The following is a 26,022-nucleotide window of genomic DNA, read 5'->3' on the forward strand; positions in this document are numbered from 1 at the left end:
AGTGGCTTGCGCCACGGTTCCAGTTCGGCAATGTAGGCAGATGTCTTCTGCCGTATCCGGCAGCCTCAGGAACGATCTTTCCGATGACGCAGACCGACACACCCACCGATACCCCGCCCCAAGCCGGGCGGCTTTATCCATTGCTGATCGCGGCAGCCTGCCTTTTGGGGGCCAACGGTCTGTCGATGACGATGATTGCCGTACGTGCCCGTGTCGAAGGGCTTCCGGACACAAGCATCGGTCTTCTGGGATCGCTCTATTTTGCAGGGCTCATTTCCGGCGTTCTTCTTGCCCCGTTCCTGATTGCCCGGGCGGGCCACATCCGGGTTTTCGCCGCCCTTGCATCCATCAGCGCAATTGCCGTGCTTGCGCTTGCCTTCGCACCTGCCGGCTGGCCATGGATGATCGCGAGGTTCGTCAGCGGGGCTGCCTTCTGCGGCACGGCCATGGTGCTGGAAAGCTGGCTCAACTCGATCGCGTCGAATACGTCGCGCGGACGAATTCTGTCAATCTACAGGATCGTGGATCTGGGTGCGGTCATGGGCGGGCAATTCATACTTCCTGTGTTCGGGGCAACCGGTCCGGACATCCTGATGGTGCTCGCCGTCCTGTTCTGTTTTGCTGTTGTGCCGATTTCGCTTGCGCGCGGCGGCAATCCGCCTGCGCCGCCTGCAAGGCTCGTCAACCCGTTGATGCTGTGGAGGGTCTCGCCGGTTGCCATCGTCGGCATCTTCACCATCGGCCTCACAAACGGCGCTTTCCGCATGATCGGACCGATCTACGCTGAAAGTATCGGTCTCGGGCTCGAGACAGTCGCGGCCTTCATCGCAATCTGGGTCTTTGCGGGCGCAATCTTTCAGTATCCGGCCGGTTGGGTGTCGGACCGGGTTGACCGCAGGTTCGTTCTGATCGCCTTCACGATCGGTGCAGGTGCCGCCTGTCTCTTCATCGCGCGGTCAATGACCCAAACCGAGCTGTTCATCGGCGTCTTTTTCTTCGGCGGATTTGCGCTGCCGCTCTACTCGCTTTCGGCTGCGCACGGTAACGATCACGCGAAGCCCGGTCAGTTCATCGATGTTGCCGCCGGGATCATGCTCGCCTTCGGCACAGGGGCGATGATCGGACCTTTTGTAGCCTCCCTGCTCATGGGAGCGTTCGGTCCGGCATCCTTTTTCGTCTACACCGCGACACTGCATCTCATGCTGGTTCTTTTTGTCATTGTCCGCATGTTCAGCCGTGATGCAGTCCCCGCCGATCAAAGGCGCCGTTTCGTGTGGTTGCTCAGAACGTCGCCGATGATGAACAGGCTTGCACGGGGCGAAAAGCCCGACGAAAACGGGTCTGCGCCCAAATAACGCCAAAGATGCGTTTATAAGCGATGTTTGAATACACGTTGGCACGGTAGAAACTGCCTGCGCGGACTCGCATGCGCGAACAAACCTGTCTATAGTCCGCGCCGTTTGCCCCGGTCTGTTTGCCGGGGCTTGTCGTGTTGGCACGCCGGACAGGCTCCGGTGGTAAAAAATCTGCTTTCAGGAGAGCAAAAAATAGATGGCGAATGTGGTTGTTGTCGGTTCGCAATGGGGTGATGAAGGCAAAGGCAAGATTGTCGACTGGCTGTCGGAGCAGGCTGATGTCATCGTAAGGTTCCAGGGCGGACACAATGCCGGGCACACGCTCGTCATTGACGGCGTGAGCTACAAGCTGTCGCTGTTGCCATCAGGTGTTGCGCGGCCCGACAAACTGTCCGTCATTGGAAACGGTGTCGTGCTGGATCCGCATGCGCTTGCCGAAGAAGTCGAACGACTGGCCGGTCAGGGTGTTGTCGTGACGCCCGAAACTCTGCGGGTTGCTGAAAACGCGACACTCATTTTGTCGCTCCACAGGGAGCTGGACGCGCTGCGAGAAAACTCCAACACCGGCACCCGGATCGGAACGACCAAGCGCGGGATCGGTCCCGCCTACGAGGACAAGGTTGGACGCCGCGCGATCCGGCTGATGGATCTGAAGAATTTGACGACGCTGCCGGCGAAAATCGACCGTCTCTTGACCCATCACAACGCGCTGCGCCGCGGGCTTGGTCAGGACGAAGTCTCGGCCCAGGCGATATACGATGAACTTGCGAGCGTGGCAGACAAGGTCCTGCCCTATATGGACAAGGTCTGGTATCTGCTTGACGACCTGCGCCGCAAAGGGAAGCGTATCCTGTTTGAAGGAGCGCAGGGAGCGCTGCTGGACATTGATCACGGCACGTATCCCTTTGTCACGTCTTCAAACACCGTCGCGGGCCAGGCCGCGACCGGCTGCGGCCTCGGGCCGGGTTCCGTCGACTTTGTGCTCGGGATCACCAAGGCGTATACGACGCGTGTTGGTGAGGGTCCTTTCCCGACGGAACAGGAGAACGAGGTCGGCGAGTTTCTCGGGACCCGGGGCCATGAATTCGGGACCGTGACCGGCCGCCGCCGCCGGTGCGGCTGGTTCGACGCGGTTCTCGTCCGACAGACCGTGTGCACGTCCGGCATCAATGGCATCGCCCTGACGAAACTTGACGTTCTTGACGGACTTGATGAGATCAAGATCTGCATCGGCTATGAGCTTGACGGCGAACGGATCGACTATCTGCCCGCTTCGCAGGGCGCACAGGAAAGGGTCGTTCCGATTTACGAATCGCTGCCGGGCTGGAAAGAATCCACGGAAGGTGCCAGGACATGGGGTGAGTTGCCGGCACAGGCGATCAAGTATGTACGACACGTCGAGGAACTGATCGGTGCACCGGTCGCCTTGCTGTCCACCAGCCCTGAGAGAGATGACACAATTCTTGTGCAGAATCCTTTCCAGGATTGAGATCTGTGGCTGAACGCGGTCAATATCAATTGGCTGAAACAAAACTGCGAATCACCGTTCGCAACAAATGAGTGCCCGGACGCATCGTCAAAATGCGTCCTGCAGACTGTGATAGAATAAAGCCGAGCATGGTTTTCAGTTCGTGCAAGTATGAAGAATTGGCATTGGTCTTCAAAAACTTGCTATAAGCCTGAAGTGAATGGGCCAGCGGAAATGAATCATGCAAGTGGCCTGTAGGCAGGAAGATGGCTGATTACTATTCAATACTGAAGAAAACGATCGCGTCTTTGCCGGAAAGCAACGGTGCCGCGCGCCGGAGTGTTTACAGCCGGGCACGCAATGCTATCGTCAATCAGCTTAAAGCCTACGAACCACCCCTGTCACCATCCGAGATCACGGCCGAACAACTCCGGCTGGAAGAAGCGATCCGTAAAGTTGAAGCGGAAGCCGCACGGGAAAGCCTCGGCCTGACGCCCGCGGCCGTCGCCGCTACTCCAGCGACACCGCCGCCGCCTCCTGTCGAAACGCCCGAGAACGCGCCCGCTGAACCTGCGCCGGTGGAAGTCGAACCGCCTGCACCCGCAGAAGCGGAAGCCGAGATGCGGCCCGAGCCGGAAACCGGCGATCACAAGCCCGCGGCAGACAGGGCTGATGCGGAAGACATCCCCTCTCCCCTGAAGGAGACATTGTCGGAAGCCGAATCCCTCGGCTCCGCCGCCAATCAGGCTGTCCAGAACGCGAAGGAAGCCGTCGAGACGACGGAGGCAAGCGCAGCGCCGCCCGCTCCCGAGCCGCGACAGGAGCCGGTTTTTGCGGATGAGCCACCAGCAGAGAAGGTGCCGTCCGAAAACGCCGCTGACGCTGTGAACTCCGACGAACCGCCGCTCTATGCCGATGAGCCGGATGCGGCGCCGGAACCCAAGGCCCGCGCAAAACGCGAACGTCCCCGTGCATCTGACGCCTTGAAGGGTGGTTCGTCGTCCAGCCGCATTATGCCGATATCGCTCGCGGTTGTTGCATTGATTGTCCTTCTGGGAGCCGGCGCATATTTCTTCCTGCCGCTCGACAACCTGATTTCGGCCAACCGGGAGCAGGCCAGCCCGAGCGAAGCGCAATCAACCGACGCGTCACAGACCGACGCTGCATCTTCCGAACCGGCTCCGGCAACGAATTCAGATGCGGATTCGGCGGCCAAGAACACCGATCGACTGTTTGACGCCGGCGACGATGAAGTTATTGCACCCGATGCCAGAACGGTAACGACGACGACAATCAATCCAGAATCCAACGAACCCGTGCCCGCGCCGGCCGAACCGGCGATAACCGCTGGTAACCAGCAGGTTCCGGCACTTGTCCAACCCGTTCCCGTGCAGCCGGAAGCCGCAGCGCCTGCCAGCCCGGGAACCGAGGCTCCGCAAGCTGCCCAACAGAGCGATGTTGCGGCGGTCGATTCGCAACAGCAGGCGTCTCCGGCCGGCGATGGCGCGCAGCGTTCGATCCTCTACGAAGAAGGCGAAGATGCAGGCGGCGCAGGAACCGCTTCTCAGGGTGCCGTGGTCTGGGGCGTGGCCGAAGAGACGGATCTCGACGGACAGCAGCAATCCGTTCTGACCGCATCGATCGATATTCCCGAGCGGGATGTGAAAGTCGACATTCGCATCAAGCCGAATGAAGACACGTCGCTTCCTGCGAGTCATCTCGTGGAAATCAAGTATGATTTCCCGGAGAGCTTTGCCGCCGGTGACGTCGTGAATGTTCCAGGTCTCGTCATGAAGCCGACGGAGGAAGCGCGGGGCGACGCCCTGATTGGTGCATCCGTCAAGGTTCAGCCGGGCTTTTTCTGGATTGCCTTGTCGAACCTGCCAAACGAGCAGCTGCGCAATCTGAACCTGCTGCGTGAGCGCGGCTGGATCGATATCCCCATGCTCTACGAAAACGGCAAGCGCGGCATTCTGACCCTTGAAAAGGGCTCAGATGGTTCGGACGCCGTTGAACGGGCCGTCGCCGCCTGGCAGGCGGGGTAGGGTCTGCCTCCACAAAAGCTGTATTGACGGCTTGCCTTTTCCAATCCGGCAAGGCATGTTCCGTCTTGGTCCGAGGGGTGTTCCGGTTTCCGGAACTGAGATGGTCTAGCGCCGAACCCTTAGAACCTGATCCGGGTCATGCCGGCGAAGGGACGGAATCCTTAGCCTATTCCCGGATCTCCAATGTCAGTTTCGGCTGTGTCGGCAGACGCATGATCGCATCAGATCTGTTGCCTGCCTGACACCGCTCAGGGACAGGAACGTCTCGTGCCACGTGGGTTGCGAGAGGTGCCGGTTCCGAGACGGGAGATCCTTTGATGTGTTCAGATCTGGCTTTTTGTCAGTGCCGTGCTGTTGATACTGCCGCCACCGCAAGAGCTCTCTCACGAGGAGCATGCGCGTGAAGGCTGTCCTGTTCAAGAGCGGCAAGGCTGCAATCGGCTTGATCGTCTGCGTCTTGCTATGGGCGATGCTTGTCCGGGCGCTGGACATAGAGCCCTATATGCTGCCCGGCCCGGAAAGGGTCTGGACGGCCTTTGCGTCAAAGCCCGGTTTCTTTCTGCACCACGCCGGTATCACCGCCTATGAGACGGTGCTGGGCCTCGTACTCGGTGTCCTTGCCGGCGCGTCGAGTGCGATCCTTTTATGGACATTTCCCGTCACACGGCCCGCGCTCCTGCCGCTGATCCTGGTGACGCAGTCTCTGCCGGTGTTCGCGATCGCACCGATCCTCGTGCTTTGGCTTGGATGGGGCCTGGCCTCGAAGATCGTGATGGCAGTTCTCGTCATCTTCTTCGCGGTGACGTCAACCATGTATGACGGTCTGCGCAGGATGGATCCGGGCCTGGTCGATCTTGCCCGCCTTTACCGCTTGCCCCGATTTTCCGAGCTTTGGATGTTGCGCCTTCCCGCGGCCCTGCCCGCGCTTGCCTCAGGCATTCGCATCGCGGCGGTGTTCGCGCCGATCGGCGCGATTGTCGGCGAATGGGTCGGCGCAAAGGGAGGGTTGGCGTTTGTCATGCTGCACAGCAATGCGCGCGTGAAGACCGATGAAACCTTCGCAGCCCTCATTCTGCTGGCCGTGATGGTTTTGCTCCTGCGGGCCGCGGCCGATGCGTTTGCCCGAATGATTGTCCCATGGCAGGTCGAAAATTGACTGCCTTTTCCTGGATGGAGGAATGAATGAAAAACAAAGTCCTGTCATTGGCTCTTGCAGCCGGTCTGCTTGCAAGCGCACCGGTCCAGGCCGCGGACAAATTGACCGTCCTGCTCGACTGGTTCACCAATCCGGACCACGCGCCGGTGATCACCGCGCAAACGAAGGGCTTTTTTGAAGCAGAAGGCCTTGAGGTCGAGTTGATCGAACCGGCAGACCCGGCCATGCCGCCCAAATTGGTTGCGGCCGGGCAGGGCGATATCGCGATTTCCTATCAGCCCACACTGCATGCGCAGATCGAGGAAGGCCTCCCGGTCGCCTGGATCGGGACACTGGTGGAAACACCCCTCAATTCCCTGATCGTGCTGGAGGACGGGCCGATCAAGAAGCTCGAAGACCTGAAAGGAAAAACGATCGGGTATTCGGTTTCAGGGTTCGAGGACGCCATGCTCGGGCAAATGCTGAAATCCGTTGGTCTGGGCGTTGATGATGTCGAGTTGATCAACGTGAATTTCTCGTTGTCACCCGCGCTCATGTCAGGCCAGGTGGATGCGGTTATCGGCGCCTACCGCAATTTCGAGCTCACGCAGCTTGAAATCGAGGGCAAGAAGGGCATTGCCTTCTATCCCGAAGAAAACGGCGTGCCGATTTTTGATGAACTCATCTATGTCGTGAACAAGGACAAGACGGGCGATCCGCGTTTCGCGAGGTTCCTGGCAGCCATCGAGGCGGCCACCGTCTATCTCACCAATCATCCCGATGATGCCTGGGATGCCTTTATCGAGGCCTATCCGGAGCTGAATGACGAACTGAACAAACGGGCCTGGGCAGACACGCTGCCGCGTTTTGCCAAGCGTCCTGCAAGTCTTGACGAAGGGCGGTATCAGCGCTTTGCGGAATTCATGGCGGAGGCCGGGCTGATCAGCAAGGTGGTTCCGGTCGAGACTTACGCCGTCGAGATCAGATAGCAAGAAAGCGGGACCGGTTCAGTCCCCAACCGGACCGCTCGTAAAAAGCAAAAACGCCGGAGCTCTGCCCCGGCGTTTTTTGTCAGTTCAGCTATTCGCTCCGTCAGGCGACGGGCTGTTGGTGTTCCTGCGCCCGCGCGTTGTTGCGCACCGCCTTTTGAACCTTTTCGAAGGCGCGGACCTCGATCTGGCGCACGCGTTCGCGGCTGACACCAAATTCACCGGAAAGATCTTCCAGCGTCATCGGGTCTTCCGCCAGGCGGCGGGCTTCGAAGATGCGGCGTTCGCGCTCGTTGAGCACGTCCATTGCGTCGCTCAGAAGCTTGCGGCGCATGTCCAGTTCTTCCTGGTTGGCCAGCAGGGTCTCCTGACTGTCGCTTTCGTCAACGAGCCAGTCCTGCCACTCGCCGGCGTCTGCTTCAGCGCGAACAGGCGCGTTGAGGCTGGCATCGCCGCCAAGTCGGCGGTTCATGGACACCACTTCTTCCTCGGATACACCAAGGCGGGTTGCGATCTCCTTGACCTGATCCGGCTTCAGATCGCCTTCATCGAGAGCCTGGATCTTGCCTTTCAGCCGGCGCAGGTTGAAGAACAGGCGCTTCTGGTTGGCTGTCGTACCCATCTTGACCAGCGACCACGATCTCAGGATGTATTCCTGGATGGCTGCCTTGATCCACCACATGGCGTAAGTTGCCAGGCGGAACCCTTTGTCGGGTTCGAAACGCTTGACTGCCTGCATCAGGCCGACATTGCCTTCCGACACGACTTCGCCGATCGGCAAGCCATAGCCGCGATAGCCCATGGCTATCTTCGCGACCAGTCGAAGGTGGGAATTTACGAGGCGTTCTGCAGCTGCGGGGTCTTCATGCTCCTTGTAGCGCTTGGCGAGCATGTACTCTTCCTGCGGCTGCAGCATGGGAAACTTACGAATCTCATCCAGGTAGCGGCTGAGGCCACCTTCCCCGGCTGTGAGAGTAGGTACGTTCTGGGCCATATCATGCACCCCCTTTCGTCATGTCGCATCCTCCCCTCCTCCCGCTGCTCCGGTTTACGCAAGCACTCCATGTCAGAGGAAAGGCGGACGCGGAATCGTGTCCGTTAAAGGCACACAAGAGATTCTAATATAGGTTGGAAATTGCCGATTGCATGGCAAGTTTGCGCAAATGCGTCCTAAAATTTTTGTAACGAAGATAAAAGCTTTTCAAAATCAGCAGGATACTTGCTTTCGAAGCGCAGCGTAGCGCCGCTTGCAGGATGCTCGAATGCCAGCAAACCGGCATGAAGCGCCTGCCTGCCGAACCCGGATACGACGGATTTGAGAGGGTCCTGCAGGCGATTTATCTTTGTTTTGAAGCCTGAGCCGTAATCCTCGTCCCCGATAAGGGGATGTCCGATATGGGCCATGTGAACGCGGATCTGATGCGTTCGGCCGGTTTCCAGGCGGCATTCCATCAACGACGCCAGATCCGCCTGTTCCGCCGGACCAAAACGTTCCCTGACCTGCCAGTGCGTGACCGCATGCCGGCCGCTGGTCTTGACGACCGCCATTTTCTGCCGGTTACTCTGAGAGCGGGCGAGATTGGCGTCGATCGTGCCTTTCAGGCTGGAGGGGGCTCCCCAGACAATCGCGGAATAGGCACGTTCGAGCGGTCCGCTGCGGCCATGATCCGCGAACTGGGCTGCCAGCCCCTGATGGGCCTGATCGGTTTTCGCCACGACCAGCAGACCGGAGGTGTCCTTGTCGATCCGGTGCACGATCCCCGGGCGCCTGACACCTCCAATGCCGGACAGGCTGTCGCCGCAATGATGGATCAGGGCGTTTACGAGCGTGCCGGTCCAGTTTCCTGCGCCCGGATGGACGACAAGCCCTGCCGGTTTGTCGACGACAATCAGATGTTCGTCCTCATGGACGACACTAATGGGAATGTTCTCGCCCTTCGGTTCGGGATCTTCTGGTTCGGGGAGCGTCAATGCGAGCGCATCTCCTTCATTGACCCGGAATTTCGGTTCCACTACTTTCGCGCCGCCGACGGTGACGTCTCCGGATTTGATGAGGGACTGGATCCTGTTGCGGCTTAGCGCGTCAAGATGCGCTGCCAGAACCGCATCCAGCCGTCCCCCGGCATCGGCTGCATCTACTGTCAATCTGAAATCCGTGTCGGGATCGACCGGATCTTCATGGGAAACATCTGTCATGTCACACCCTGATTTTCGGGACGAGGACCAGAATGAACCGCCACTCGATCCGGCTGCTGAACGCATCCAGGCAAGACTGAAGCGTTTGCTTTTCGGTTCGTCCCTGATCATGTTCGCTGGCTTGTTCGCTGTCTTTGCAGCAATTCTCTACAAGATCAACACCGACGAGACCGATATTTCGCAAGATCCGTTCGCGTCGACGATCGTTGTTGGTCCGGACGCAGACGTGCTTCAGGCAACGGTTTCCGACGGTGTCATCTTCGTTCTGATCCGCGAGGGAAGCAAAACGGCGCTGCTTCGCATGGATCCGGTGAGCGGCAAACAGATCGGCCGCACGGACTTTGTCGCGCGATAAACAACCGAAAGCAAAGGCAGGGTGATCGTCATTCATGGCGAATGCCGGAAAAACCGGGACGTGCAACAGCAAAGCGAAAAAAGGGGTTGCGTCTTTGGACGCACCGCCTTATACGCACGGACCTTGGTTTGATGCAGACACGTTTCGAGCCATTGCGCGCCCATCGTCTAGCGGTCTAGGACGCCGCCCTTTCACGGCGGAAACACGGGTTCGAGTCCCGTTGGGCGTGCCACTTTCTTCCCCAGGAGCAGTTTCATCCGTCTGGTGCGGTGCACCAGGAACTGCCGGTTTCATAGCCCAGTTCGATCAGCTCACGTCCCGCGATTTCATGAAACATTTCACGGGTCACCCTCGGCCACCTGCGCCAGCGGCCGACGGGATTGAAGTTGTCCGGACGCGCAATGGTTACCTTGGTGAAGCCACCGGTTTCGCCGTGTCCGAACTCGGATGACCCAAATACCGGCAGGCTTGATGCATCCACATCAATGGAGGCGTCGCGTCGCGTTTCCAGATAGGCGGAGATCCGGTCCAATTCGCTGTCCGGTGATTTAACGGCATCCTCGTAGCGGACCCAGAAGCGTTCGCTCGCGCCGCCGCGTTTCTGGAGCCGGTCGCAGTGATGCAGCATATGCCTTGTTCTTGCGGCCCAGAGGCGGGCGCTTTCTTCCAGGTGCCTGTCATAGCCGGCCCTGATCCTTGAAAAACACGTGTCCCTGCCGTCGCGGATGAGAAAGATTACTTTCGCGCCGGGAAACATGATTTCGAGATTTTCAAGGTTCTCCGTGCTGGGCGTTTTTAGAATGGTTGGCTTGTCGTCCCCGGTCGCCACGAGCCGGGCGAGAGCCTCGCCGAACCCCCGAAGAATTTCGGCCTTGGTTGCATCTATCTCTCCTGATTGGGAACCGTCACTTGCGTTCGTCCAGTGGTGCGCAAGCGATGATACGTAGCTTTGAAGATGGTCGGATCCGTGAAGAAACCAGTCTTCCCGTCTTAGGACGGGATGCGCCGGGGGAACACATAGCCCGGCCGAGACGATAAGGTTGCGAATGTAGTTGGATCCGGACATGCCGACCGGCGACAGCAGGAAAACGATTTGGCCGGCAGCCGAGGCTGCATGTACCGAAGGGTTGTCTTCCTGGGTCAGCGTTTCCTCCGACAGTTTCTACTTTGCCGCCCGCTCAAGCCGACACGAAGCGCCGCGATTTCAATCGCCCGGCAAGCGTCACGTCTGCGGAGGCTGTTGTCCCGTTTCGATCAGCTTGACTTCGGCGTCGCGCGCGATCCTAGCGAAATTCGGATCCGGGCAATAGTCGGTCACGAACGTCGTGACCTGAGAAAGATGCCCGACACGCACCGGGGCCGTCCGCTCGAATTTTGTGCTGTCGGCTGCGAGAATCACGTGGCGCGCGTTGTCCATGATGATCTTGGTGACCTTGACCTCGCGGTAATCGTAGTCGAGCAGAGATCCGTCCGGATCGACGGCCGATGCGCCGATAACCGCAAAATCGACCTTGAACTGGCGCATGAAGTCGACCGCCGCCTCACCGACGATGCCGCCGTCCGAATGGCGCAGCACACCGCCCGCAATGACCACTTCGATCTGGGAATAGCCGCGCATCAGACTGGCAACATTGATGTTGTTCGTGATCACCATCAGCCCGCGGTGTTGCAGCAGGGCCTGGGCGACGGCTTCCGTGGTCGTGCCGATATTGATGAAGATGGACGTGTTGTCCGGGATGAGCGCGGCGACGCTTTCTCCAATATCCGCCTTTTCCTTGCTGGAAATGATCCTTCTGGCTTCATAGCCGACATTTTCGATGCCAGAGGACAGAAGCGCGCCGCCATGCGTTCTGGCAAGCAGGCGCCGTTCGCAGAGTTCGTTCAGGTCCTTGCGAATGGTTTGGGGGCTGACGTCGAACCGTTGTGCCAGATCGTCAACACTCACGCGCCCCATCTGCCGCGCAAGTTCAAGGATTGCATTGTGACGTTCAATCAGCATTCAAGGAAGGCTTTCAGAGGAAGGATCGGAGCGCCGCGCAACCCCGCGCTCGCGAGGGTCAGGCAACGTCTTTCTTGTTTTGCTTGGTAGGTTTGTCTTCCGGATCGGTTTCCGGCGCGGCATCGGCTTTGTTGTCGGCGTCTGCCTGCGCGCCGGCGACCGCGGTCTCTTCTTCCGGTCCGTTCTTGCGGTTGGACGCAACGATCCTGCTCACAAGCGCTTCGGCGGCCGTCGCAATCTCGGAGGATTTGGCCGAGGCTTCGGCCTCTTCCTTCTTGTGCGTAATTTTTGTCGCTCTGACCTTGATCGATTGCGGTTTGGCAGACTTGCCGCCAGGCACGACCACCTGTCGTGTCTTGGGTTTCTCCGCAGCGTCGGTTGCAGCTGCGTTTTCGCCCGGTATGTCCCGTTGCACAGCGCCGGCAGCCGCCGGCTTCCCGGTTCCGGCGAGTTTCGCAGCGAGTGCCTTGAATTCCTGCCTGAGCTCTATCAGGCCGGGCGCCTGCAATAGATCGCTCCGCAGTTTTTCCAGCTGACCGTTCATCCTGTCCAGGGTGCGGTTCTTGGCAATGAGTTCGGCTTTCTGCTGGACGTTTTCACGTTTCAGCTCGTCGAGCGCTTCGGACGCCCGGTCGTCATGCTGCTGCTCGTCACGTGCCTCAATGCCGGTACCGGCATCCAGAAGCAGCGACAGCCTCGCCACTTCCGCCTGCGCAGTCACGTATTTTGATTCCGTGTCGACGAGTTGTGCCTCCATCTCCGCGAGCTTCGAGATTGCCGGATCCCTCTGTGCTGTTACAGGCGGCATGTCCTCGACCGGCTCATGTTTCGACAAACGTGATTTCAGCGTTGCGACTTCTGCTTCCAGACCCGTGATCTTGGCGAGTGTCATTGTGTCAGCCGCCGGCAGCCAGTCGCTGTTGTCTTGCGGATTGTCTTCCGGTTTTTGCGACGCATCCCCCTGTGCCGGTGTCTTCCAGCTTTCGGCGAGCGCGGTTTCCGCTTCTGCAAGTTTCTCCTTGAGTGCGGTTACTTCGGAGGACAGGAGATCAACGGCCTTCTGGTCGCCATGCAGGGCACCCAGCTTGGTTTCCAGCCCGGACACCTGGGCCTTGTGCCCCCGGTTCAGCGCTTCGATTTCCGTTCGCAGCCGCGAAACCTCCAGGTGATGTTTGGCCGCTTTCGTGCGTTCATCGTCATGCTGGCGTTCGACGCGCCGCAGTTCGATGGCATGCCTTGCCCTGGCCTGATCCTGTGCTGCCCGGACTTCCGCGTAGCTGGAAGGATTGACGGCACGCAGCGCTTCCTCGGTCAATCGAGCGGCCCTTCGATAGAAGGCAGGAAGTATCGCAAGACCGATCAGGCCGGCCGCACAAAACCCCAGTGCAATATACATAACCGCTTCAATCACATCGGGTTCCCGGTGGTTCTCCCGTTTTCATATCTAATCATTAGACGACACAAGCCGTTTCGCCAAGAGCAGACGGATGTTGGCAAGACCAAAGCCCGCCCTGTGTATGCCAACGGGGCCTGCCGGTCAGAACGGATTCCAGGTCGGCTTGGGTGTAAATTTCAGATAACCCATATTGAGTCCGAGGCGTGCGCCGACCCCAGCTTTCACCGGAACAAGGATCGTCTCATTTCTCAGGAGCACGGTCATTCCCGCGCCGCCGACGAGATAGGCCGACCCGTTGACACCTGCAAAGCGGTCGTAAATCGAGTTGACCGTTGGCAGTTTGTAGACAAGCATCATTACCCGCGCGCCGTCAGCACCGAAATCCCAGCCGACGGAGGGACCCTGCCAGAAGATCTTGTGGTTGCCGGCGTTGCGCGTATAGAGGTGCCCTTCGCCATAGCGGGCACCTGCCACGAAAGCACCGGAGCCTTCTTCACCCAGAATGTATCCGTTCGGTTCGCCGTACCTGGAAAAGGCGCGCTCAATGACGGAAGCAAGGCCACCCGAAACGGAACCGAAGAACTCGTGGCCGGTTTTCAGGATCTCGTCTTCATCGTAGGTCTGGGCGCTGTCGATCGGTTCCGCACCCGACGTTTGGGCCATGGCGAAGGTCGGTGCGGCAATCAGGCAAAAGCACAAAAACGCAGCCTTCAACAGGGATGCCACTTGCCGGTATCTTTTTGCCATTAATTGGGACTCCTCATCATCTGCCGGATGAGGCGCATTGTTTTCACGTGCCTCAGCCCGTACGCTGGATCGCAATAGAATCAAACTGATTCGCGCAAGCCTCGGTACCCTACATAGCCGAATCGATGAAAAGCTGGCCTGAAAAAAAGACATGGATATGTCTTTCCATTTCGATGAGCGCTCTTCTGGGTGCTTTTGTGTATGAAGTTGCCGCGCGTCCCCAGCTTTTCGTTCCCGATCCGATCTCGGGATACGCCATCGGAGGCCATGATCCGGTCAGTTACTTTGTTGACGGGCGGCCCCGAAAGGGTGACAGGCGCAACGAAATCGCCTGGGGAGGCGCGGAATGGGTCTTCGTCAACGAGGGCAACATGGCCGCATTTGAACGCAATCCGGAAACCTATGCGCCCATGTTTGCAGGCTGCGGCGGCTATGCACTGTCCGAGGGTTTTGCCACTGCGGGAAATCCCTTCATTTACGCAATGGTGGAAGGGCGTCTCGTCTTTTTCCATTCCGTCGTAAATCGCTTCCTGTTTGTGATCAACGGTGCCCAGTTGGCCAAGGACGCGCAATCCAACGCGCGCAGCGCGGGCTGCGTGCCCGTGCTTTAGGGTACGGTCCCATAAATGAAGCGGATTTGGCGGCAGAAATGACTTCACCCCGTGGCATCAGCGTGCTTGACCGGGCAAAAAGCCCGCTCCGCACACCCTTGCTTACGGGATTTCGCCAATACGGATGCCATTTCAGTCTCATTTATGGGTCCATCACCTAGTCACCTGAAGCTGAAGTTCGTTCGAAGACTGCAGAAACAAGGATGCGAACTTCAAACTCACCGCACCAGGTCAATGAGGGGAGCTGACGGGCTTTCTGAGCGGGTTTTTCCGCCGAAATCCGGGAAACGAACAACTTTCATCTGGATGATCGGGATTGCGCAACGGCGTTGCCTTGGCAGCGGCTTTGCGGATGTGTAACGCTTACGCAAAGCAACGCGAATCAGACTTTCGCTTAGACCCTTTCAGAAGAGCCTTACAACGTCATGTCAGCACTTAAAGAGCTTTCCTCTCTGGACCTAGCCGCTTTGGTCGCCAGCCGCGTCTGTCACGACATCATCAGCCCGGTGGGCGCGATAACGAACGGTCTCGAAGTCCTCGATGAAGAAGGCTCCGAAGACATGCGCGATTTTGCGATGGATCTCATTCGAAAGAGCGCGCGTCAGGCTTCGGCAAAACTGCAATTCGCGCGCCTTGCTTTCGGCGCGGCCGGTTCCGCCGGTGCCGAGATCGACCTGGGTGATGCCCAAGTCGTTGCCACAGGCTTTATGGAAAACGAAAAATCCGATCTAGTTTGGCAAGTTTCCCGGCACCTGATGCCGAAAAATTACGTCAAGCTTCTGCTTAACCTTATTCTTATCGCCAATCAGTGCGTCCCGCGCGGGGGTGAGATCAAGGTTGAAATGGAGGGCGATCCGCAATCGCCGTCCTTCACGTTGCATGCCAGTGGACTCAATCCGCGTATTCCGCTGGGAATGAAGGAAACACTTGACGGAGAAGAGCCGGAACGGATCGACGCGCATTCGGTGCAGCCTATCTACACTTTGCTTCTGGCGCGTGAATCCAAAATGGTATTAACAATAGATAAACAAGAAGAATTGGTAAAAATCACGGCCCTGCCAAAGGTCTGATCCACATCGACAAAAGTGTCCGCCCGTTTCAGCGTATCTTAACTCTTTGCCGTCAACCTACTCTCATGGACTTTTCGGTCCAGACATCCGTTTAAGGATGCGGAACCAGTAACAAGTCGGGTGAGAGCAGGCCATGGACGACCTCCTCAGGGAATTTATTACCGAGACGAACGAGAGTCTCGATGTTGTTGACGTAGAGCTCGTTAAGTTCGAGCAGGAACCGAACAACGCGACTATTTTGGATAACATTTTCCGTCTGGTGCATACCATCAAGGGCACTTGCGGATTTCTGGGCCTTCCCCGGCTTGAAGGTATTGCGCATGCGGCAGAAACGCTCATGGGCAAGTTTCGCGACGGCGCGCCGGTTACGCAGGAAGCCGTTTCGCTGATCCTGATCTCGATTGACCAGATCAAGGACATACTCGGTGAGCTGGAGGCCGCCGAGGGCGAGGAGCCGGAAGGCGACGACAGCGAACTCATCGGCAATCTTGAGGACATGTCGGCCAAGGCGGATACCGCCATGGCTGGCGAAACCGTAGAGGAAGCCGAAGCGGCGCCGGCGGAAGCAGAAGCTGAGGAGCCGGCTGCAGAAGATTCTTCCGATCAGACACTTGAACGCCCGCTGAGGCCTGGTGAAGTCTCTCTCGACGAACTGGAACGTGCTTTCCAGGAAACCGAGATCGAGGTTGAGGTTGCCGATGCGGAAGTCGTTGAGGTCGAGGAAGAGGCAGAAGAGCCTGCTCCTGCCCCTGTCGCCGCGAAGGCTGAATCCAAGGAACAACCGAAAAAGGCAGCTGCCGCGAAAAAGGCCGGTGGCGAAGCCGGCGAGAAAAAAGCTGCCGGCGGCGGGGTCTCCAACCAGAGCATCCGCGTTGCGGTCGATACGCTCGAGCATCTGATGACGATGGTCTCGGAACTCGTGTTGACCCGTAACCAGCTTCTTGAAATCGTGCGCCGGCACGAAGACAGTGAATTCAAGGTTCCGCTGCAGCGCTTGTCCAACGTAACCGCCGAGCTGCAGGAAGGTGTCATGGCGACACGGATGCAGCCGATCGGCAACGCCTGGCAGAAACTGCCGCGCATTGTCCGCGATCTGAGCCAGGAACTGGAAAAACCGATCGATCTTGAAATGATCGGTGCCGACACCGAACTTGACCGTCAGGTCCTTGAAATGATCAAGGATCCCCTGACCCACATGGTTCGCAACTCGGCTGACCACGGTCTTGAGCGTCCCGAGGAACGCCGCGCAGCCGGCAAACCCGAGAAGGGCATCATCACGCTGGCCGCCTATCATGAAGGCGGGCATATCATCATCGAAGTCCGCGACGACGGCAAGGGCATCGACGTTGATCGCGTGAAAGCCAAGGTTCTGGAGCGGGGCCTGGCCTCGGAATCCGAAGTCGAAAAGATGACGGACTCCCAGATCCACAAGTTCATCTTCCATGCAGGCTTCTCCACCGCAGCCGAAGTCACCAGCGTTTCCGGACGCGGTGTCGGCATGGATGTGGTGCGCAACAACATCGAACTGATCGGTGGTACCGTCGATCTGCGGTCGGCGACCGGCAAGGGCTCCAGCTTCATCATCAAGATCCCGCTGACGCTCGCGATCGTCTCCACGCTGATCGTCGAGGCGGGCGGTGACCGATTTGCCATCCCGCAGCTCTCGGTCGTGGAACTCGTGCGTGTCCAGACCAATTCGGAGCACCGGATAGAGCGGATCAAGGACACACCCGTCCTTCGCTTGCGCAACAAGCTGCTGCCGCTGGTGCATCTGTCTCAGCTTCTCGGCATCTATGAAGGCGAGGACGTCGACAAGGCGATCGACGAGGACAATGGCTTCATCGTCGTCATGCAGGTCGGCAGTCAGACATTCGGCGTGGTCGTGGACGGGGTCTTCCATACGGAGGAAATCGTCGTCAAGCCGATGTCGACCATGCTCCGCAACCTCAACATGTTCTCCGGAAACACGATACTGGGCGATGGATCCGTGATCATGATCATCGATCCGAACGGCATCGCCGGTGCGATGGCAAGCCACGCGTCGAGCTCGGTTGCCGAGTCCGAAGAAGAGGAGCGGGACGACCTGCGCAGCAAGGCGATGACGGGACAGAATTCGATTTCGCTGCTCCTGTTCCGTGCGGGGGCTCCGGAGCCCAAGGCGGTTCCGCTGTCGCTGGTCACGCGGCTGGAAGAGTTCGAGGTCTCGAAGATCGAGCGTTCCAATGGCCGCGACCTCGTGCAGTACCGCGGTGCGCTGATGCCGCTGGTTTATGTCAATGACGGCGACTGCCACAAGACGGAAGGAACGCAGCCGATGCTGGTGTTCTCCGATGCAGGCAGGTCCATGGGCCTGGTTGTCGACGAGATCGTCGACATCGTCGAAGACCGCATGAACATCGAGGTCGGATCGGAACGCCCCGGTATCCTCGGATCGGCGGTCGTGAAGGAACGTGCGACCGAGATCATCGACCTGGGCTACTACCTGCCGCAGGCCTTCGAAGACTGGTTCATGCGCAAGGAGATGGACATCGAGGCGTTGACGAAGAAAGTGCTCTTCGTGGACGACAGCTCCTTCTTCCGCAACATGCTCACACCGGTTCTCAAAGCGGCCGGATACGACGTGACAACCTGCAACGGGCCACAGCAGGCGTTCGAGCTTCTTGAAAACGGTGACAAGTTCCACGCGATCGTCAGCGATATCGAGATGCCCGAAATCAACGGCTTCGAGTTCTGCGAGTCCCTGCGGCGTGATCCGCGGTTCCGCGACATCCCGATGCTCGCCCTGTCGTCGCTGGTGACACCGGCCTCGATCGAGCGCGGCCGCCAGGCCGGGTTCGATGACTATGTCGCGAAATTCGACCGGCCAGGCCTGATCGCCGCGCTGAAAGATGTCTTCTCCAATGAATTGGGAGTAGCAGCATGAGTGTGCTGGAACACAAACTCAATGCGGATACGGATGCGAACGCCGCAAGCGACATGATCCAGTATGTGACCGTGGTTATCGGCGGGCAACTGTTCGGGTTGCCGATCTCCCAGGTGCACGACGTCTTCGTGCCCGAGAGCGTGACGCGCGTTCCCATGTCGGCCCCGGAAGTGCAGGGCGTTCTGAACCTGCGCGGACGGATTGTCACCGCAATCAACATGCGCCGCCGGCTTCATCTGCCCCCGCTTGAAGACGAGCAGATGATGGCGGTCGGCATCGAGTACAAGCAGGAAAGCTACGGCCTCGTGATCGATACGGTCGGAGAAGTCCTGAACCTCCCGGCGGCGTCGGCGGAGTCGAACCCGTCGAACCTCGATCGCCGGTGGGCGGAAATCTCTGGCGGCGTTCACCGTCTCGATGGTCAGTTGATGGTCATTCTGGATGTCGACCGACTGCTTGGAGCAATGTTTACCGAACCGATGGCAGCAGCGTAACGGGCCGACGGCCCACGAGTGGAGTAACAGGTGATGAAACAGTGCCTCGTCGTTGATGACTCGAGTGTCATCCGTAAAGTGGCCCGCCGGATTCTCGAAGACATGAACTTCGAAATCGAAGAAGCGGAAGACGGGCAACAAGCGCTCGACGCCTGCCGTAAGACTATGCCGGACGCCATTCTTCTGGACTGGAACATGCCTGTCATGGACGGGCTGGAGTTCCTGACCAGTCTTCGGACCGAAGAGGGTGGCGAAAGCCCGGTGGTCGTTTTCTGCACAACCGAAAATGACGTCGCACATATTGCCCGCGCAATTCGCGCAGGGGCAAACGAGTACATCATGAAGCCGTTCGACAGGGAAATTGTCGAAGCCAAGTTTCAGGAAGTCGGTCTTATCTAGTTTTGAGTTTGGGCAGTCTTTATGGCATTAGCGCAGAGAAGTGCTCCTGTGGGCGCTAACCCCGGCAGTGACCCTATCAAAGTCATGGTCGTCGACGATGCTGTCGTCATTCGCGGTCTTCTGACCCGATGGCTCGGTGACGACAAGGGTCTGAAAGTCGTCAGTTCTCACCGGAACGGCAAGCTTGCCGTTGACGACATTGAAAAAAGCAATCCGGACGTTGTCGTTCTGGACATTGAAATGCCGGAGATGGACGGCATGACCGCGCTGCCGCTCATGCTGGCGAAGAAGCGCGACCTCGTCGTCATCATGGCTTCGACGCTTACAAGGCGGAATGCCGAGATCAGCCTGAAGGCCCTGTCGCTCGGTGCTGCGGACTACGTTCCCAAGCCTGAATCGAATTCCGAAGTCACCACTTCGGTCGACTTCCGTCGCGAACTGATCGAGAAGGTCAAGGCACTTGGTGCGCGCGCGATCCGCATGCGCGGTCCGGCAAGGACGATGCGGGCTGAAACACGCGCCGGGAAGACCACTCAGCCGGTCAGACCTGTCTCCGCCCGTCCCGCTACCGACACACGGGCCAGCTTCCGCGGAGCTTCGCAACCGGCTGCCGCCGCTGCTGCGCCGAAGTTCAAGACAAGACCTTATTCTTCCGCGCGACCTCGCATTCTGGCGATCGGGTCGTCGACCGGCGGTCCGCAGGCGCTTCAAGAAATGATGAAGGAAGTCGGCACCGCGATGAACGACGTTCCCGTCGTCATCACCCAGCACATGCCGCCGACCTTTACCTCGATCCTTGCGGAACATCTCAGCAAAGCCGCTCTTCGCCCGTCCAAGGAGGGCGAAGACGGTGAGATCCTCAAGCCGGGCAACGTCTATGTCGCCCCGGGCGGCAAACACATGATCCTTGAAAAGGATGCAGGTGCAGTCAAGATCCGCCTGACGGACGGTCCCCCGGTGAACTTCTGCAAGCCGGCGGTTGATCCGCTCTTCGACAGCGTCGCCAAGGTTTACGGATCTGCGAGCCTTGCCGTGATCCTGACAGGGATGGGGCATGACGGCGCGGACGGCGTGAAAACCATCGCGTCTGGCGGGGGCAGCATCATCACGCAGGACGAAGCGACAAGTGTCGTATGGGGAATGCCGGGCGCTGCCGCCGCGACAGGAATGTGCTGCGAAATTCTGCCTTTGAACCAGATCGGCCCGAAGGTTTCACGCGTATTGAAGGGGAATACACGATGACTCCCGGTGAGTTCGATTTCCTCAAGACGTTTCTCAAGACGCGTTCCGGCCTGGTGTTGTCCAACGACAAGCAGTATCTGGTCGAAAGCCGGTTGCAGCCAATCGCCAGAAGTTCGAAGCTTGAGACACTGAGTGCGGTCATTCAGACCTTGCAGCGCGGTGGCAACAGAGCGCTTGAAACGGAAGTCATCGAAGCGATGACGACGAACGAGTCTTTTTTCTTTCGGGACAAGACACCGTTTGACCACTTCAAGGAGACGATGTTGCCAGCCCTCCTGGAGGCGCGCAGCACACGCAGGCAGATCAAGGTCTGGTGCGCGGCTGCTTCGACCGGCCAGGAACCCTACTCGCTAGGGATCTGCCTCAAGGAAGAGGCAGCAAAGATGCCCGGATGGCGGACGCGTGTGCTGGGAACAGACCTTTCCCAGGAAGTGCTCGAAAAGGCCAAGACGGGTCTGTACAGCCAGTTCGAGGTCCAGCGCGGCCTGCCGATCCAGATGCTTTTGAAGTATTTCGACCAGAAGGGCGACATGTGGCAGATCAATGCCGCAATGCGCGCGATGATCGAATGGAAACAGTTGAACCTGCTTGAGAACTTCACCCATCTCGGCGAATTCGACATCGTGTTCTGCCGCAACGTCCTTATCTATTTCGATCAGACGACCAAGTCCGAGATCCTCGGCCGGCTTTCCAAGACGCTTCCGGATGACGGTTATCTCGTTCTCGGGGCCGCGGAAACCGTGGTCGGACTTACGGACGCCTTCAAGCCGGTTCCCGGAAAACGCGGTCTCTTCCAGAAGAAACAGGCGTTTCAGGCAGCGACCGGAACCCCGGCCGGGCCAAGACTGGCGGTCGGTGGCGGTGCCGGTTTCCGGAGATAAAGAACAAGAGGCGGTCAGTTGGCCGCCCTTTTTCCTTCCTGCGGCAGGGTATCGACCTTCGCACGCACGTCTTCTGCATATTTCCGGCTGACCGGGATTCGTTCACCGTCCGTAAGCTCCAGCCAGAGACGTCCATCTTCCCTGACCAGGCGGGCCATGGTTTCAAACGCCACCCAATGACTTCGGTGCACCTGCATTCCGGTATCGCCGGGCAGTTCCGCCACGATGTCGTTGAAGCGGTAGAGAACCATCCGGTTTTCCGTGGCTGTGGTCAGACGGACGTAGTGTTCCTGCGCTTCGGCGCGCAGAACCGGGTTGGCCAGAGGCGGTTCGAGATGGCGTTGATACCCGCTTTCGCGATCATGCTTTTCAGTGGGCACGGGATCGACCTGTTCCAGGACATCAACGAGTGGCGCGGTCTCCGGGGCCGTGTCTCTGGCGCCCAGTTTCATCGATTGAAAAAACAGCGGGATCGACAACAGGGCGCAGAGGACAAGATGGTTGTCGGAGAGATAGACGATTTCCAGCAGGAAAGAACCGATATGGGTCTGACCGCCTGGTTGCGCGCTTCCCGCCGCCGCTCCGGATGCACTGGTTCTGACAAGTTCGTTGAGTTCGGGAAGTCCAAGGATGAGATCGAGAGCGGTCACCGCGAGCGCAAACGGCACAAGGCTGACCAGGGCAGCCAGAACCACCGACCACCGGATCTGCCCCCAGGCACCAGGCAACCTTGCGAACAATTCAAGGAAGGCGACAAACAGGCCCGCTTCCAGCAATATGCGGACGCTCCAATAAAGATAAAGCCCTGCGAGTGGCCAGTTGTCCGGACGCTGGATCTGTGTCGACGCCAGCAACCATGCTGATGCCAGAGCCAGACAGAAAGCCTGAATTGTATAGGTTCGGTTCATGAAACGACTTCTTATTTCGGGTGCCGAAGTATGGCGAAATCGTCGCGTCATTCAAGAAGCATGAATTTCGTTTCGCATATATCATTGAAAAATATAAAACATTTAGAATCTCATGTCAGTTAAAGAAGTCGCGAAATAACAAGTCTTTGAAGAAGAAGCGGGTTTCCTTTCGGCCTTATTGCGCCAATTTGACCGCAGGGGCGACGCGCATCGCAAGACACGATCCTGAATTTGAACTGGCCTCGGGTTGTGTCTTTTCGGTCGTCCAGGTTGAAATTGTCGAGGCTGCCGGAGAAACTGAAATGGGACTGAAAGTTGAACTGACGCGCCGCGCCGCTCTTTTGGGAGCCGGCGGAGCGATCGCCGGCGCAAGCCTGACGACAACCGGTATTGCACATGCCGCAGCAGAGAAGCAGGGCGCAATGACGGCTCCTGTTGCCCGATACAGTGTCGGTGACTTCGAAGTGAACACGCTCCTGGATGGAGCGGTCACTGTCGGCGAACCGCAGAAAACCTTCGGGATGAATGTCGAACCGGATGCGTTTGTCGCCCATTCCGACGACAACTTCATTCCCTCAGATACATTCAGGGCCTATTTCACCCCGACACTGGTAAACACGGGCAGCGAACTCGTTCTGTTCGATACAGGCGTCGGTGAAGGCGGCCGCCCCGCGCGCGGCAATATGCGCGCGGCACTGGAAAGCGCCGGCTACACGCCTGAGCAGGTCGATGTGGTTGTCATCACCCACATGCACCCGGACCATATCGGTGGCCTCATGGAAGGCGGCGCACCCGCGTTCCCAAATGCGCGTTACGTGATTGCGCAAAAGGAATACGACTTCTGGGCCGCGATGGACCCGGAAGCCAATGGCGTGACCAAGCTGATGACAAAGAATGTGAAACCGCTTGCGGAAAAGATGACGTTCCTCAACGGCGGTGGGTCCGTCGCATCCGGCATCACCGCCATGGATGCCCATGGCCATACACCAGGGCACACGGTCTACATGCTTGAAAGCGGCGGAGCCCAGCTCCTCCTGGCAGCTGACCTTGCCAACCACTATGTCTGGTCGCTTGCGCGTCCGGAATGGGAAGTGCGCTTCGACATGGACAAGGAAGCGGCCGCGGCAACCCGCAGGTCCGTTCTGGACATGCTTGCTGCTGACCGGATTCCTTTCGTCGGCTACCACATGCCGTTCCCGGCGGTTGGTTACGTCGCCGTGGACGGCAGCGGTTACCGCTACGTTCCGGCTTCCTACCAGATGCATCTCTGAGACGCCGCGTTTCACGGAAGGGCCGGCCCCACCGGCCTTTTCAAACGGCGTGCGATGCATGCCCGAACAAAAAAAGCCCCGGATGATCCATCCGGGGCTTCTTGCTGAAATTCAGTTCGGTGTTGACGGTTACGCCGCCGCTTCGACTTCCGGTTCGCGCAGAACGTATCCGCGGCCCCAGACCGTTTCGATGTAGTTCTTTCCCGATGTTGCCGACGCGAGCTTCTTGCGCAGCTTACAGATGAACACGTCGATGATCTTCAATTCCGGCTCATCCATCCCGCCGTAGAGATGGTTCAGGAACATTTCCTTGGTGAGCGTCGTACCCTTGCGGAGCGAAAGAAGCTCCAGCATCTGGTATTCTTTTCCGGTCAGGTGAACACGCTGTCCACCGACTTCAACCGTCTTCGTGTCCAGGTTCACCTTCAGGTCGCCGGTGACGATGACCGACTGTGCATGACCCTTGGAGCGGCGAACGATCGCATGAATGCGGGCAACCAGCTCATCCTTGTGGAACGGCTTGGTCATATAATCGTCAGCGCCGAAGCCCAGACCGCGAACCTTGTCTTCGATGCCGGCATTTCCGGACAGGATCAAGATCGGTGTCTTGACCTTCGACACGCGAAGTGTCCGGAGAACTTCATATCCGGACATGTCCGGCAAGTTCAAATCCAACATGATAATGTCGTAATCGTACAGTTTGCCGAGGTCGATGCCTTCCTCGCCAAGATCTGTCGTGTAGACGTTGAAGTTCTCGGACTTCAGCATCAACTCGATGCTCTGCGCTGTGGCGCTATCATCCTCAATCAACAATACACGCATGCCAATCCCCTTGTTCTGCCTTTCCTGGGCAAGTCGCAACGGCTCTGTCGGTACGCTACGAAGGACTGTTGTTAACCCCGACTCAAAGCTACCGGTTAATGGTTAACAAAATATGATTCGCAGCGGCAAGCTCCGAAGAAATGAATCTGTGAACAACGGACAACTTGTTGAATCCCCAAAAAAAACACGAATTCACAAAGCTTAATGTTGAACATTAAGAAACAGATCTAACCGATTCCGTTCAGATTCCTTTCGACAACGCCGGTCTGACTTCGAAATGGCTATCGCTTGTCAGCCTTCCAAAGGTTAAGATTAACCAGACTCGTAAACGATCGGTTACCAAAACGGTTAACAGTGAAAGGAATTTCGTTTGAAGGCGCTTTTTGCCGAGATTGATTCGCTTTTGCCGACCGAAATTTACGGTCGGGTCACGGCGGTTCAGGGCCTGCTGGTGGAAATCGCCGGCCCGATCCACGAAATGAGCGTCGGTTCGCGTCTCCTGATCGACAACGGTGAGGACAATCCGAAAGTTCCGGCCGAAGTTGTCGGTTTCCGGGAAGACAAGGCGCTATGCATGCCGTTTTCCGGGCTCGAGGGTGTGCGCATGGGATGCCGGGCGGTGATCAACTCCCGCGAGAGCGTCGTTCACCCGGGAGACGCCTGGCTCGGCCGTGTCGTCAACGCCCAAGGTGAACCTATTGACGGCAAGGGCGCGATCTCCAACGGTGCGGTGCCCCGAAAGCTGCGAAGTGCACCGCCTCCGGCGTCCGAACGGCAGAGGGTGGGCGCACCCGTCGATCTCGGCGTCCGGGCATTGAACACCTTCGTTACCTGCTGCGAAGGGCAGCGCATGGGCATTTTCGCCGGCTCCGGCGTCGGCAAGTCGGTTCTGATGTCGATGCTGGCGCGCAACACCGACTGCGATGTTGCCGTCATCGGTCTGATCGGAGAGCGCGGCCGCGAGGTTCAGGAATTCATAGAAGACGACCTGGGCGAGGATGGCCTGGCGCGGTCCGTTGTTGTCGTCGCGACATCGGATGAAAGCGTGCTGATGCGCCGTCAGGCAGCCTACCTTGCCATGACCGTCAGCGAACATTTTCGCGACGAAGGCAAAAACGTCCTGTGCATGATGGATTCCGTCACCCGCTTCGCCATGGCACAGCGAGAAATCGGCCTGTCCGTCGGTGAGCCGCCGACATCCAAGGGGTATACGCCGACCGTGTTCACCGAATTGCCACGCCTCCTGGAACGGGCCGGTCCGGGTAAGGCGGGCACGGGGTCGATCACGGGTCTTTTCACGGTACTTGTGGAAGGCGACAACCTCAATGAACCGGTTGCCGATGCGGTGCGCGGAATCCTCGACGGCCATATCGTCATGGAGCGCGCGATCGCCGAGCGAGGCCGCTATCCCGCAATTAACGTGTTGAAATCCGTTTCCCGGACAATGCCGCGTTGCGTGCCGCCCGAACACCAGCCCGTTCTGCGAAAGGCGAGGCAGTTGCTATCGACTTACACGGATATGGAAGAGCTCATTCGTCTGGGCGCCTACCGGAAGGGATCCGACCCCACGGTCGACGAGGCGATCCACAGGTTCGAGCTGATTGACGACTTCCTGAATCAGGGAAAGGATGAGGCGACGTCACTTTCTGAAGGTTATTTGCATCTTGCCAACCTTTTGGAAATGACTCCGGGGTAGACTGCCCATGTTAGGGGAGT

The 26,022-nt window shown here is 58.4% G+C and carries 23 protein-coding genes, 1 tRNA gene and 1 riboswitch; of the genes, 16 read left to right on the plus strand and 8 right to left on the minus strand.

Annotated features, from left to right (window positions below):
- Positions 1 to 83: 83 nt before the first annotated feature.
- The 5 genes from RDA78_RS11770 (at position 84) to RDA78_RS11790 (ending at position 6,992) form a co-directional block, all read left to right on the plus strand.
- A complete protein-coding gene (locus tag RDA78_RS11770; protein WP_434055493.1) occupies positions 84 to 1,355 on the plus strand; it encodes an MFS transporter in 1,272 nt (423 codons plus the stop codon).
- A 196-nt stretch (positions 1,356 to 1,551) separates the two neighbouring features.
- Entirely contained in the window at positions 1,552 to 2,844 is a 1,293-nt protein-coding gene (locus RDA78_RS11775; protein ID WP_434055494.1) for an adenylosuccinate synthase, read from the plus strand.
- Positions 2,845 to 3,089: 245 nt separating this feature from the next.
- On the plus strand, positions 3,090 to 4,868 hold the full coding sequence (locus tag RDA78_RS11780; protein ID WP_434055495.1) for a hypothetical protein: 1,779 nt from the start codon (positions 3,090 to 3,092) through the stop codon (positions 4,866 to 4,868).
- A gap of 63 nt (positions 4,869 to 4,931) precedes the next feature.
- Positions 4,932 to 5,038: riboswitch (TPP riboswitch) on the plus strand.
- 224 nt (positions 5,039 to 5,262) lie between these two features.
- The gene (locus RDA78_RS11785; protein ID WP_434055496.1) at positions 5,263 to 6,024 is read left to right on the plus strand and encodes an ABC transporter permease; all 762 of its coding nucleotides are present in this window, start codon (positions 5,263 to 5,265) and stop codon (positions 6,022 to 6,024) included.
- A gap of 26 nt (positions 6,025 to 6,050) precedes the next feature.
- Positions 6,051 to 6,992 (plus strand): ABC transporter substrate-binding protein, encoded by a 942-nt coding sequence (locus RDA78_RS11790; RefSeq protein ID WP_434055497.1) that lies wholly within the window; start codon positions 6,051 to 6,053, stop codon positions 6,990 to 6,992.
- A gap of 103 nt (positions 6,993 to 7,095) precedes the next feature.
- Here the strand turns inward: RDA78_RS11790 and rpoH are convergent, their stop codons facing one another.
- On the minus strand, positions 7,096 to 7,986 hold the full coding sequence (rpoH, locus tag RDA78_RS11795) for an RNA polymerase sigma factor RpoH (protein WP_434055498.1): 891 nt from the start codon (positions 7,984 to 7,986) through the stop codon (positions 7,096 to 7,098).
- A 176-nt stretch (positions 7,987 to 8,162) separates the two neighbouring features.
- Complete coding sequence (locus RDA78_RS11800; RefSeq protein ID WP_434055499.1) at positions 8,163 to 9,188, minus strand: RluA family pseudouridine synthase; 1,026 nt, start codon at positions 9,186 to 9,188, stop codon at positions 8,163 to 8,165.
- Here RDA78_RS11800 and RDA78_RS11805 point away from each other — a divergent pair.
- Both RDA78_RS11805 and RDA78_RS11810 read left to right on the plus strand, forming a co-directional pair.
- Entirely contained in the window at positions 9,187 to 9,543 is a 357-nt protein-coding gene (locus tag RDA78_RS11805; RefSeq protein WP_434055500.1) for a hypothetical protein, read from the plus strand. The genes RDA78_RS11800 and RDA78_RS11805 overlap by 2 nt on opposite strands.
- A gap of 156 nt (positions 9,544 to 9,699) precedes the next feature.
- Positions 9,700 to 9,775: transfer RNA gene (locus tag RDA78_RS11810), tRNA-Glu, on the plus strand.
- A 21-nt stretch (positions 9,776 to 9,796) separates the two neighbouring features.
- On the opposite strand, the gene RDA78_RS11815 is transcribed toward RDA78_RS11810, so the two are convergent.
- The 4 genes from RDA78_RS11815 to RDA78_RS11830 form a co-directional block, all read right to left on the minus strand.
- Positions 9,797 to 10,609: a sulfotransferase family protein gene (locus tag RDA78_RS11815; protein WP_434055501.1), complete on the minus strand. Its 813-nt coding sequence runs from the start codon at positions 10,607 to 10,609 to the stop codon at positions 9,797 to 9,799.
- 156 nt (positions 10,610 to 10,765) lie between these two features.
- Positions 10,766 to 11,542 carry a DeoR/GlpR family DNA-binding transcription regulator gene (locus RDA78_RS11820; protein WP_434055502.1) on the minus strand — a complete coding sequence of 259 codons (777 nt, stop codon included), beginning with the start codon at positions 11,540 to 11,542 and terminating at the stop codon, positions 10,766 to 10,768.
- 58 nt (positions 11,543 to 11,600) lie between these two features.
- The gene (locus tag RDA78_RS11825) at positions 11,601 to 12,938 is read right to left on the minus strand and encodes a hypothetical protein (protein WP_434055503.1); all 1,338 of its coding nucleotides are present in this window, start codon (positions 12,936 to 12,938) and stop codon (positions 11,601 to 11,603) included.
- Positions 12,939 to 13,079: 141 nt separating this feature from the next.
- Positions 13,080 to 13,685, minus strand: a complete 606-nt coding sequence (locus RDA78_RS11830) for a DUF1134 domain-containing protein (RefSeq protein WP_434055504.1) — start codon at positions 13,683 to 13,685, stop codon at positions 13,080 to 13,082.
- 173 nt (positions 13,686 to 13,858) lie between these two features.
- Between RDA78_RS11830 and RDA78_RS11835 the strand changes: the two genes are divergently transcribed.
- From RDA78_RS11835 to RDA78_RS11865, 7 genes are all read left to right on the plus strand, one after another.
- Entirely contained in the window at positions 13,859 to 14,296 is a 438-nt protein-coding gene (locus tag RDA78_RS11835; protein WP_434055505.1) for a YHS domain-containing (seleno)protein, read from the plus strand.
- Between the two features lie 425 nt (positions 14,297 to 14,721).
- A complete protein-coding gene (gene chpT / locus RDA78_RS11840) occupies positions 14,722 to 15,366 on the plus strand; it encodes a histidine phosphotransferase ChpT (protein ID WP_434055506.1) in 645 nt (214 codons plus the stop codon).
- 133 nt (positions 15,367 to 15,499) lie between these two features.
- Positions 15,500 to 18,289: a hybrid sensor histidine kinase/response regulator gene (locus RDA78_RS11845; protein ID WP_434055507.1), complete on the plus strand. Its 2,790-nt coding sequence runs from the start codon at positions 15,500 to 15,502 to the stop codon at positions 18,287 to 18,289.
- Positions 18,286 to 18,783 carry a chemotaxis protein CheW gene (locus RDA78_RS11850; RefSeq protein WP_434055508.1) on the plus strand — a complete coding sequence of 166 codons (498 nt, stop codon included), beginning with the start codon at positions 18,286 to 18,288 and terminating at the stop codon, positions 18,781 to 18,783. The genes RDA78_RS11845 and RDA78_RS11850 overlap by 4 nt, the downstream gene beginning before the upstream one ends.
- A 33-nt stretch (positions 18,784 to 18,816) precedes the next feature.
- On the plus strand, positions 18,817 to 19,182 hold the full coding sequence (locus tag RDA78_RS11855) for a response regulator (protein ID WP_434055509.1): 366 nt from the start codon (positions 18,817 to 18,819) through the stop codon (positions 19,180 to 19,182).
- A 21-nt stretch (positions 19,183 to 19,203) separates the two neighbouring features.
- Positions 19,204 to 20,424 carry a protein-glutamate methylesterase/protein-glutamine glutaminase gene (locus RDA78_RS11860; protein ID WP_434055510.1) on the plus strand — a complete coding sequence of 407 codons (1,221 nt, stop codon included), beginning with the start codon at positions 19,204 to 19,206 and terminating at the stop codon, positions 20,422 to 20,424.
- Positions 20,421 to 21,305: a CheR family methyltransferase gene (locus RDA78_RS11865; protein WP_434055511.1), complete on the plus strand. Its 885-nt coding sequence runs from the start codon at positions 20,421 to 20,423 to the stop codon at positions 21,303 to 21,305. The genes RDA78_RS11860 and RDA78_RS11865 overlap by 4 nt, the downstream gene beginning before the upstream one ends.
- A gap of 14 nt (positions 21,306 to 21,319) precedes the next feature.
- Here RDA78_RS11865 and RDA78_RS11870 read toward each other — a convergent pair whose 3' ends face one another.
- The gene (locus RDA78_RS11870) at positions 21,320 to 22,213 is read right to left on the minus strand and encodes a LytTR family DNA-binding domain-containing protein (RefSeq protein ID WP_434055512.1); all 894 of its coding nucleotides are present in this window, start codon (positions 22,211 to 22,213) and stop codon (positions 21,320 to 21,322) included.
- Positions 22,214 to 22,515: 302 nt separating this feature from the next.
- Between RDA78_RS11870 and RDA78_RS11875 the strand changes: the two genes are divergently transcribed.
- Positions 22,516 to 23,484: an MBL fold metallo-hydrolase gene (locus RDA78_RS11875; protein ID WP_434055513.1), complete on the plus strand. Its 969-nt coding sequence runs from the start codon at positions 22,516 to 22,518 to the stop codon at positions 23,482 to 23,484.
- A 129-nt stretch (positions 23,485 to 23,613) separates the two neighbouring features.
- Here RDA78_RS11875 and ctrA read toward each other — a convergent pair whose 3' ends face one another.
- Complete coding sequence (gene ctrA, locus RDA78_RS11880; protein ID WP_029064643.1) at positions 23,614 to 24,306, minus strand: response regulator transcription factor CtrA; 693 nt, start codon at positions 24,304 to 24,306, stop codon at positions 23,614 to 23,616.
- Between the two features lie 370 nt (positions 24,307 to 24,676).
- Between ctrA and fliI the strand changes: the two genes are divergently transcribed.
- On the plus strand, positions 24,677 to 26,002 hold the full coding sequence (gene fliI, locus RDA78_RS11885) for a flagellar protein export ATPase FliI (RefSeq protein ID WP_434055514.1): 1,326 nt from the start codon (positions 24,677 to 24,679) through the stop codon (positions 26,000 to 26,002).
- Positions 26,003 to 26,022: the final 20 nt, after the last annotated feature.

The organism is Roseibium sp., assembly GCF_051016195.1.
Lineage (GTDB): Bacteria > Pseudomonadota > Alphaproteobacteria > Rhizobiales > Stappiaceae > Roseibium.

What these genes read in the sequence shown, in the direction of transcription:
- RDA78_RS11845 (WP_434055507.1), top strand. Translation starts at nt 15,500, where the DNA reads ATGGACGACCTCCTCAGGGAATTTATTACCGAGACGAACGAGAGTCTC.
- RDA78_RS11785 (WP_434055496.1), top strand. Translation starts at nt 5,263, where the DNA reads ATGCGCGTGAAGGCTGTCCTGTTCAAGAGCGGCAAGGCTGCAATCGGC.
- chpT (WP_434055506.1), top strand. Translation starts at nt 14,722, where the DNA reads ATGTCAGCACTTAAAGAGCTTTCCTCTCTGGACCTAGCCGCTTTGGTC.
- RDA78_RS11780 (WP_434055495.1), top strand. Translation starts at nt 3,090, where the DNA reads ATGGCTGATTACTATTCAATACTGAAGAAAACGATCGCGTCTTTGCCG.
- RDA78_RS11850 (WP_434055508.1), top strand. Translation starts at nt 18,286, where the DNA reads ATGAGTGTGCTGGAACACAAACTCAATGCGGATACGGATGCGAACGCC.
- RDA78_RS11770 (WP_434055493.1), top strand. Translation starts at nt 84, where the DNA reads ATGACGCAGACCGACACACCCACCGATACCCCGCCCCAAGCCGGGCGG.
- RDA78_RS11815 (WP_434055501.1), bottom strand. Translation starts at nt 10,609, where the DNA reads ATGTCCGGATCCAACTACATTCGCAACCTTATCGTCTCGGCCGGGCTA.
- RDA78_RS11835 (WP_434055505.1), top strand. Translation starts at nt 13,859, where the DNA reads ATGAGCGCTCTTCTGGGTGCTTTTGTGTATGAAGTTGCCGCGCGTCCC.
- RDA78_RS11790 (WP_434055497.1), top strand. Translation starts at nt 6,051, where the DNA reads ATGAAAAACAAAGTCCTGTCATTGGCTCTTGCAGCCGGTCTGCTTGCA.
- RDA78_RS11825 (WP_434055503.1), bottom strand. Translation starts at nt 12,938, where the DNA reads ATGTATATTGCACTGGGGTTTTGTGCGGCCGGCCTGATCGGTCTTGCG.
- RDA78_RS11800 (WP_434055499.1), bottom strand. Translation starts at nt 9,188, where the DNA reads ATGACAGATGTTTCCCATGAAGATCCGGTCGATCCCGACACGGATTTC.
- RDA78_RS11865 (WP_434055511.1), top strand. Translation starts at nt 20,421, where the DNA reads ATGACTCCCGGTGAGTTCGATTTCCTCAAGACGTTTCTCAAGACGCGT.
- ctrA (WP_029064643.1), bottom strand. Translation starts at nt 24,306, where the DNA reads ATGCGTGTATTGTTGATTGAGGATGATAGCGCCACAGCGCAGAGCATC.
- RDA78_RS11860 (WP_434055510.1), top strand. Translation starts at nt 19,204, where the DNA reads ATGGCATTAGCGCAGAGAAGTGCTCCTGTGGGCGCTAACCCCGGCAGT.
- RDA78_RS11830 (WP_434055504.1), bottom strand. Translation starts at nt 13,685, where the DNA reads ATGGCAAAAAGATACCGGCAAGTGGCATCCCTGTTGAAGGCTGCGTTT.
- RDA78_RS11820 (WP_434055502.1), bottom strand. Translation starts at nt 11,542, where the DNA reads ATGCTGATTGAACGTCACAATGCAATCCTTGAACTTGCGCGGCAGATG.
- RDA78_RS11870 (WP_434055512.1), bottom strand. Translation starts at nt 22,213, where the DNA reads ATGAACCGAACCTATACAATTCAGGCTTTCTGTCTGGCTCTGGCATCA.
- RDA78_RS11775 (WP_434055494.1), top strand. Translation starts at nt 1,552, where the DNA reads ATGGCGAATGTGGTTGTTGTCGGTTCGCAATGGGGTGATGAAGGCAAA.
- rpoH (WP_434055498.1), bottom strand. Translation starts at nt 7,986, where the DNA reads ATGGCCCAGAACGTACCTACTCTCACAGCCGGGGAAGGTGGCCTCAGC.
- RDA78_RS11875 (WP_434055513.1), top strand. Translation starts at nt 22,516, where the DNA reads ATGGGACTGAAAGTTGAACTGACGCGCCGCGCCGCTCTTTTGGGAGCC.
- RDA78_RS11855 (WP_434055509.1), top strand. Translation starts at nt 18,817, where the DNA reads ATGAAACAGTGCCTCGTCGTTGATGACTCGAGTGTCATCCGTAAAGTG.
- RDA78_RS11805 (WP_434055500.1), top strand. Translation starts at nt 9,187, where the DNA reads ATGTCACACCCTGATTTTCGGGACGAGGACCAGAATGAACCGCCACTC.